The 6,342-nt window shown below is 54.2% G+C and carries 6 protein-coding genes; 3 read left to right on the top strand and 3 right to left on the bottom strand.

The genetic code is table 11. The features are described 5' to 3' along the window. From D5398_RS25125 to D5398_RS25115, 3 genes are all read right to left on the bottom strand, one after another. Window positions 1-965: sodium:solute symporter family protein (locus tag D5398_RS25125; RefSeq protein WP_162940844.1), on the bottom strand; the 965-nt coding region annotated here is incomplete at its 3' end. An 82-nt stretch (window positions 966-1,047) separates the two neighbouring features. Beyond that, window positions 1,048-1,935, bottom strand: coding sequence for a dihydrodipicolinate synthase family protein (locus tag D5398_RS25120; RefSeq protein WP_120510018.1), 888 nt, complete (start codon window positions 1,933-1,935; stop codon window positions 1,048-1,050). 43 nt (window positions 1,936-1,978) lie between these two features. Continuing rightward, the gene (locus tag D5398_RS25115) at window positions 1,979-3,115 is read right to left on the bottom strand and encodes an iron-containing alcohol dehydrogenase (RefSeq protein ID WP_120510017.1); all 1,137 of its coding nucleotides are present in this window, start codon (window positions 3,113-3,115) and stop codon (window positions 1,979-1,981) included. A 194-nt stretch (window positions 3,116-3,309) separates the two neighbouring features. Between D5398_RS25115 and dtnK the strand changes: the two genes are divergently transcribed. The 3 genes from dtnK to D5398_RS25100 all read left to right on the top strand — a co-directional run. Beyond that, the gene (gene dtnK / locus D5398_RS25110; RefSeq protein ID WP_120510016.1) at window positions 3,310-4,656 is read left to right on the top strand and encodes a D-threonate kinase; all 1,347 of its coding nucleotides are present in this window, start codon (window positions 3,310-3,312) and stop codon (window positions 4,654-4,656) included. Continuing rightward, the gene (locus tag D5398_RS25105; protein ID WP_120510015.1) at window positions 4,649-5,629 is read left to right on the top strand and encodes a D-threonate 4-phosphate dehydrogenase; all 981 of its coding nucleotides are present in this window, start codon (window positions 4,649-4,651) and stop codon (window positions 5,627-5,629) included. The genes dtnK and D5398_RS25105 overlap by 8 nt, the downstream gene beginning before the upstream one ends. Before the next feature lie 66 nt (window positions 5,630-5,695). Then, window positions 5,696-6,342, top strand: a 647-nt coding sequence (locus D5398_RS25100) for a DeoR/GlpR family DNA-binding transcription regulator (RefSeq protein WP_244216846.1), incomplete at its 3' end; no start/stop codon positions are given.

The raw sequence follows: 6,342 nt of genomic DNA, 5'->3' as shown, positions 1-6,342 counted from the left end.
AAAATCGATGCCACCAGCGAGGTGGTCACCAGACCCGCCAGCCACGGATTCATATCCTGAATAAAGATTGGCAGGGCATATAGACTGTTCATCTCAGGGTGCAGAAACTTCGCTGCGACGCCGATCATGCCAATCGCCAGCGCAATCGGAATACAGAAGAAGAAAGCGACCCAGGTTGCTCGCTTGGCGGACTCGGCGCTTTTGGTGGAGGAGATCGCCTGAATAACAAACTGCGTGCAGAAAATAGAACCGATGGTACCGATCAGCCACGCGAAGATGGTGCTGGCACCGATGCTGCCGTCCCATGTCCAGTAGAAATCAGGCATCTCTTTCACCATTGGCATAACGCCGCCGGTCATGTGCAGGGCGATACCTAAAATGACCAGCACGCCGATGTACTTAATGGCGCTGTGGAGCATGGTCACCCACGCCATGCCTTTCATGCCGCCGAAGGCGAAATAGAAGGTGCTGACCACGGCGGTGATAAACGCTGCGACAGGCAGATTCACTTTCAGCACGGTGGAAATTGCCGCTGCGCCGCTGACGTAGTTACCGACGTTCACCAGCAGCAGGGCATAAATCATGATGATCGAAATGATGTTCTTGGTGGTGTTGCCGTATTTTTCGGCAATCGCACCGGAGATGGTGATTTTTCCGGTGTTATAGATGCGTTTTACCAGCAGCAAACCGAAGATCGGGAAACCGATAGCCGCCCCCAGGATCGACCAGGAAGCAGCAAAACCGCCTTCAAACGCTGCCTGTGCGGTACCGATAGTAGACTTTGCGCCGATGTATTCTGACATCAGCAACACGCCGACGATAAAGGCAGGCATCGCACGCGAGCCTTCCATGAAATCGCCGCTGGTTTTACTGCGTAGCCGGTAGGTCAGCCAGGTCGTAAACAGGATATAGGCCAGAACAATACCGATGATAATTAACGTATCTGATGAGCTAAATTCTTTCATTTTTTCCTCACACAGCGCGTAGGGGACCCTGCCTGCGCACTTTCATGCACAGGAGTCGGTGGTTTCAGAAGGTAAAGCGCGTTTAATCGCGCAAATTAAATGTCCTGATAACGGTCAGGATCTTTTGTGTATCGTCCTGCGTGAATTCCACCGGATACCGGCTTTCACCCACGTTAAAACCGAGCAGATTCACGGCTTTTTTAACCACAGCCGGTGAGAATGCGATGCTGTAAAGATCGGTCCGGATCTGATTGATATCCGCCTGTACGGCTTCGGCCGCGGTGGCGTTGTTTTCCTGCAAATGTCGGTAAACCGCATTCACCTGAGCGGGAATAATATTGGCGATACCGGAGATACACCCGGCGCTGCCTTCGGAGAAACCTTTGTAAATCAGGGAATCAGGCCCGGTCAGCACATCGAAATCGGTAAACTGACGGCTGACCTGGTGAAAGCCATGTAGGCTTTCCCATGAACCGGCGCTGTCTTTGATGCCTTTGATGTTCGGATGGTCGGCGAGCACGCGTACCACGTCCGGCGTCAGCGTGTTCCCGGTACGGGCGGGAATGTTGTAGAGATACACCGGCACGCTCAGGGCATCAGCGACTGCACGAAAATGAGTGATCAATTCCTGCGGACGCAACGCCGCAAACCACGGCGTAATTATCGACACGGCGCGCACGCCGAGTTGTTCAATCTGTTTGCCCAGCCGGATAGTGTCCCGGGTAGAAATCTCGCCGACATGCGACATCACACCCGTGTCATCGCCTGCGGCCTCAAGACAGATTTCTGTCACCTGAATTTTTTCCTGCTCGCTGAGCATAAAAAATTCCCCGTTGGTGCCGTTGCAGAAAATATTATTACCCGCCTTTTTCTGGCGTGTTACCTGCTGGCGCAATGCGTCGCTATCGAGTTTTCCGTCTGGGGAAAAAGGCGTCACTATCGCGGTATAAACTCCGGTAATGTTATTCATCTTATTCTCTTCACGTCGTTGTCATCGGATACGAAATAAGGGGTTATCTGATACTGCGGTAAATTTCTTCTATTTGATTTTTGTCTACCGGCATGGGCACATTTTTGATTAAACGTTGTACCTCTATTGCCCCCTGCGACAAATAAGGAATGTCGTCAGGTGTGATATTCAGCTGACTTAATTTGACCGGTAAATCCAGGCGATGCACCAGCGCATCAAAATATTCCACCAGCGCATAGGATTTTTTTTCTTCGCTTAATTTCAGATCGGCATCCGGAATTAAGTCGTAGGCACAGGCGAATTTACTGACCGCCGACGGCCGCACAAATGCCATGCACGGTGCCAGTAAAATGGCATTCGCGACGCCGTGAGGAATGTGATATTTCCCGCCGAGCGGATAAGACATGGCGTGCACCAAATGCGTGCCGGCATGGGCAATCGACGCGCCGCCGTAATAAGATGCCCACAGCATATTCAGGCGCGCGACCAGATTGCCCGGCTCGGCGACGGCGGTGTCGATGTTGGCAAACAGCTTCTTCATGCCAGCCAGCGCAACGTTGTCACTGACCGGATTGGCGATCACTGAGGTAAAGCATTCGAACAGATGGCAAAGGGCGTCAATGCCGGTGGAAGCCGCAATGCGCGCAGGCATACTGGTGGTGAGTTCCGGCACCAGCGCGACATAATCAGGCAGCATTACTGGCGTAATAATGCCGACTTTGGTTTCTTTTTCAGGGATGGCCAGAATTGCGTTTGGCGTCGCTTCAGAACCGGTACCCGCCGTGGTTGGGATCAGCAAAGACGTGGTGCGATGCTGCGGCTTTTCACCTGCCAGCAGGCTTTTCAGCGTGACGTTTTCATCGCCCGCACACAGCAGCGACAGCAGTTTGGCGACATCCAGCACGCTGCCGCCGCCCACGCCAATCACCAGATCGACCCGTGGGTGTTTCAGTGCACTGAGTATGGCGGAGACATCATGCTGACTCGGCTCCGGCGGCACGTTATCAATCACCGTCACCTGACAGCCCGCGGTTTTCAGTTGCGTTATCACTGATTGCACCGGCGGCAGGACAATAATGTTCTTATCGCTGACCAGCAATACCTGATGTTTTCCGCTAAGAAGGTAGCCAATGTCCTGCAATGACTGATAACCGCTGATGACCGTACTGTCTATATTCATGCTGATTCCTACCGTCTGAGTCTTCAATAAAGAGTGAGTTCAATCATCAAAGGTCGATACTCCTCACATCGTCAGGGCAATTTATAGGCGAAATTGAAGTTGAATAATTTGATGTTGCTCACATATAATCAATCATGATTGAATATAATCATATCCAGTAAGATTAACCCGACCCAACTCATCACGGAGCCATGATGGCTGAAACAGTGACAACTCCGGCGCGGCACCCGCCCTCCGCACTTCTGGTGATCGCCGACGATTTTACCGGGGCGAATGACACTGGTGTGGAGCTGGTTCGCCAGGGGCTGGCGGCCAGTGTGCAGTTTGACGAGCATGCCGGTGTGCCGGGCAGCAGTGAAAACCGCGCAGTGATTTACAGCACCGACAGCCGTGCGCTGAGCGCAGCGGAAGCCGCGCAGAAAGTCACCCGTGCGATCCGCAGCGGTGTGGCCGCCTTTTCCGGTCCGTATCAGGTCTTTAAGAAAATCGATTCCACGCTGCGCGGCAATATAGGGGCTGAAACCGAGGCGGCGCTGCTTGCGCTCAATTGCCCGCTGGCGATTGTCGCTCCGGCGGTGCCCGAACTCGGACGTGTGGTGACGGGTGGGCAATGTTACGTCGACGGCCATCTGCTCACTCAAACCGAATTTGCCACCGACCCGAAAACGCCGGTGAATACGGCAAGCGTGTCGGAACGGCTGGCTGAGCAGACCACGTTGCAACAACATTTTCTTGGGCTGGAAGCTTTGCGGCGCGGCGATTTACAGACTGAAATTTTTGCACTGGTGGCGTCCGGCGTGCGCATTCTGGTGGCGGACAGCAAGACGCCAGAAGATTTGGCGCTAATTGTTCAGGCCGCGGAAAACCTGCCATTCAGACCGCTGATGGTGGGGGCGTCGGGGCTTATCCGTGCGCTGACTGATGCCAGTCTGCACGGGAACGCCGCCGCGTCGGTCAGCGTGTCTGCACAACAAACGTCGCTGCTGGCAGTGGTCGGTTCGATGAGTGAAATCGCCGCACAGCAGATTGCTTTTGTGATGCAACGCCGGGCGATTTCACTGGTGGATATCGATGTTATGCCTCTGTTTTCACCTGAATATGACGACATGCAGCACACGCTGGCCGCACAAATTACTGAGACGCTGGCGCAGGGAAAACACTGTGTGATCCGCACGTCGCAGGGAGCAGAACAGCGGCATCAGATCGCACAATTCTGCCAGCAACACCACATCAGCCGGTCGCAGATGGGCGAAAAGGTGGCCGTTTTTCTCGGGCAACTTATTCACCATGTCTTGCAGGACTCCCGTTTTCCGCCAGGCGGGCTGTATCTCTCGGGCGGTGATATTGCGCTGGCGGTCGCCCGCGCGCTGGGGGCAACAGGTTTTGATATTAAAGGACAGATCGCGGGCTGCGTTCCCTGGGGATATCTGCACGCCAGCCAGATCCAACGGCTGCCGGTGATGACCAAAGCGGGCGGATTCGGCACTGAAAACACGCTACTTGAAGTTTTACGCTTTATTGAGGAGAAGTTAAGTGACTAAAATTATCGCAGTAACGATGGGTGACCCTGCCGGTATCGGCCCTGAAATCATCATTAAAGCGCTGGCTGAAGGTGAGCTTTCAGGCACCAAAGCGGTGGTGATCGGTTGCGCCGCCACATTCCGTCGGATCCTTGGCTCAGACATCACCCCTGCAGCGGAACTGCGCATTATCGATGAGGTCTCGCAGGCGTATTTTGCTCCGGGCGTTATCAATGTGATCGACGAACCTCTGGCAAATCCTGATGCGCTGGTGCCGGGAAAAGTGCAAAAAGAAGCCGGCGATCTGGCCTATCGCTGTGTCAAACGCGCGACCGAACTGGCTATGGCCGGACAAGTTCACGCCATTGCCACCGCGCCGCTGAACAAGGAAGCGCTGCATTCTGCCGGACATATTTATCCGGGGCATACCGAACTGCTGGCAAAACTCACCCACAGCCGCGATTACGCGATGGTGCTTTACACCGACAAACTCAAGGTGATCCACGTCAGCACACACATCGCGCTGCGTAAATTCCTCGACACGCTCAGTCATGAGCGGGTGGAAACGGTGATCCAGATGGCTGATACCTTCCTGCGTCGCGTGGGCTATGAAAATCCGCGTATCGCTGTCGCCGGTGTTAATCCGCATGCCGGCGAAAACGGGTTGTTCGGCGATGAAGAAATTAAGATTGTCGGGCCGTCAGTGGAAAAAATGAAAGCCAAAGGCATCAACGTTACCGGCCCGTGCCCGCCGGATACGGTGTTCCTGCAAACCTACGAAGGGACGTACGATATGGTGGTTGCGATGTATCACGATCAGGGGCATATTCCGCTGAAATTGATGGGATTCTATGACGGCGTAAACATCACCGCCGGTCTGCCTTTTATCCGCACGTCGGCAGACCACGGCACCGCGTTTGATATTGCGTGGACAGGAAAAGCCAAGTCTGAGAGCATGGCGATCTCTATTCAGCTGGCCGTACAACTGGCGTAATACTACGTCAGCGGCGCAAGTTAAAAAGGAATCACGTTGACCGGACAAAGCCGCCTCGATCAGATTATGGATTATCTGAAAAGCCATAATCTGGTCACCGTAGAACAACTGGTTGCCGCCATCGCCGCATCCCCGGCGACCATTCGCCGTGACCTGATAAAACTCGATGAGCAGGGCGTGATCAGCCGCAGTCATGGCGGCGTTACGCTCAACCGGTTCATTCCCAGTCAGCCGACCACTAATGAAAAACTTCAGCGCAGTTTGCAGGAAAAGCAGGCGATTGCAGAAGTGGCTGCGGCGATGGTGAAACCGGGGGATGCAGTGGTGCTGGACGCCGGAACCACCATGCTGGAACTGGCGCGTAACCTGACGCATCTGCCGCTGCGGGTGATCACTGCCGATCTGCGGATTGCGCTATTTTTATCTGAGTTTAAGCAAATAGAAGTCACGATTATTGGCGGGCGGATTGATGACAGCAGTCAGTCTTGTGTCGGTGAACATGGCCGTCGTTTGCTGCGCAGCGTCTATCCCGATATTGCATTTATCAGCTGTAACTCGTGGAGTCTGGAAAAAGGCATCACAACGCCGACGGAAGAAAAAGCCGGGCTGAAACAGGATTTGGCGGTGAATGCGCGTCGCCGGGTGTTGCTGGCTGACAGCAGTAAATACGGCGCGTACTCGCTGTTTTGTGTCACGCCGCTGGCGGAGATGAC

It is taken from the genome of Rahnella bruchi (genome assembly GCF_003614975.1).
GTDB classification, from domain to species: domain Bacteria; phylum Pseudomonadota; class Gammaproteobacteria; order Enterobacterales; family Enterobacteriaceae; genus Rahnella; species Rahnella bruchi.
Note: the sequence above shows the minus strand (reverse complement) of the source record. Positions and strands in the feature narration are given on the sequence as shown.